At 53.0% G+C, this 283-nt stretch carries 1 protein-coding gene; it reads right to left on the bottom strand.

The features are described from left to right. The coding region (locus Q4563_RS19305) for a helicase-related protein (RefSeq protein WP_303605665.1) at nt 1-283 on the bottom strand (283 nt) is incomplete at both ends.

The following is a 283-nucleotide window of genomic DNA, read 5'->3' as shown; positions in this document are numbered from 1 at the left end:
GAATATAACTTTCAATCGCCGCCTTGAGATTCCATTCATAGGGCGAAATCAGGCTGATCGCCAGGCCGGATTTACCTGCCCGACCGGTACGACCGATACGGTGTACGTATTCATCACCCTTGCGGGCCAGATCGTAGTTGATCACCAGATCCATACCTTCAACGTCCAGACCACGCGCCGCAACGTCTGTCGCCACCAGAATATTACGCTTGCCTTCCCGCAACATCTGCATGACATATTTACGTTCATCCTGGGTCATTTCACCGTGCAGCATGGCCACACC

This window comes from Gilvimarinus sp. 1_MG-2023, from assembly GCF_030548285.1.
Note: the sequence above shows the minus strand (reverse complement) of the source record. Positions and strands in the feature narration are given on the sequence as shown.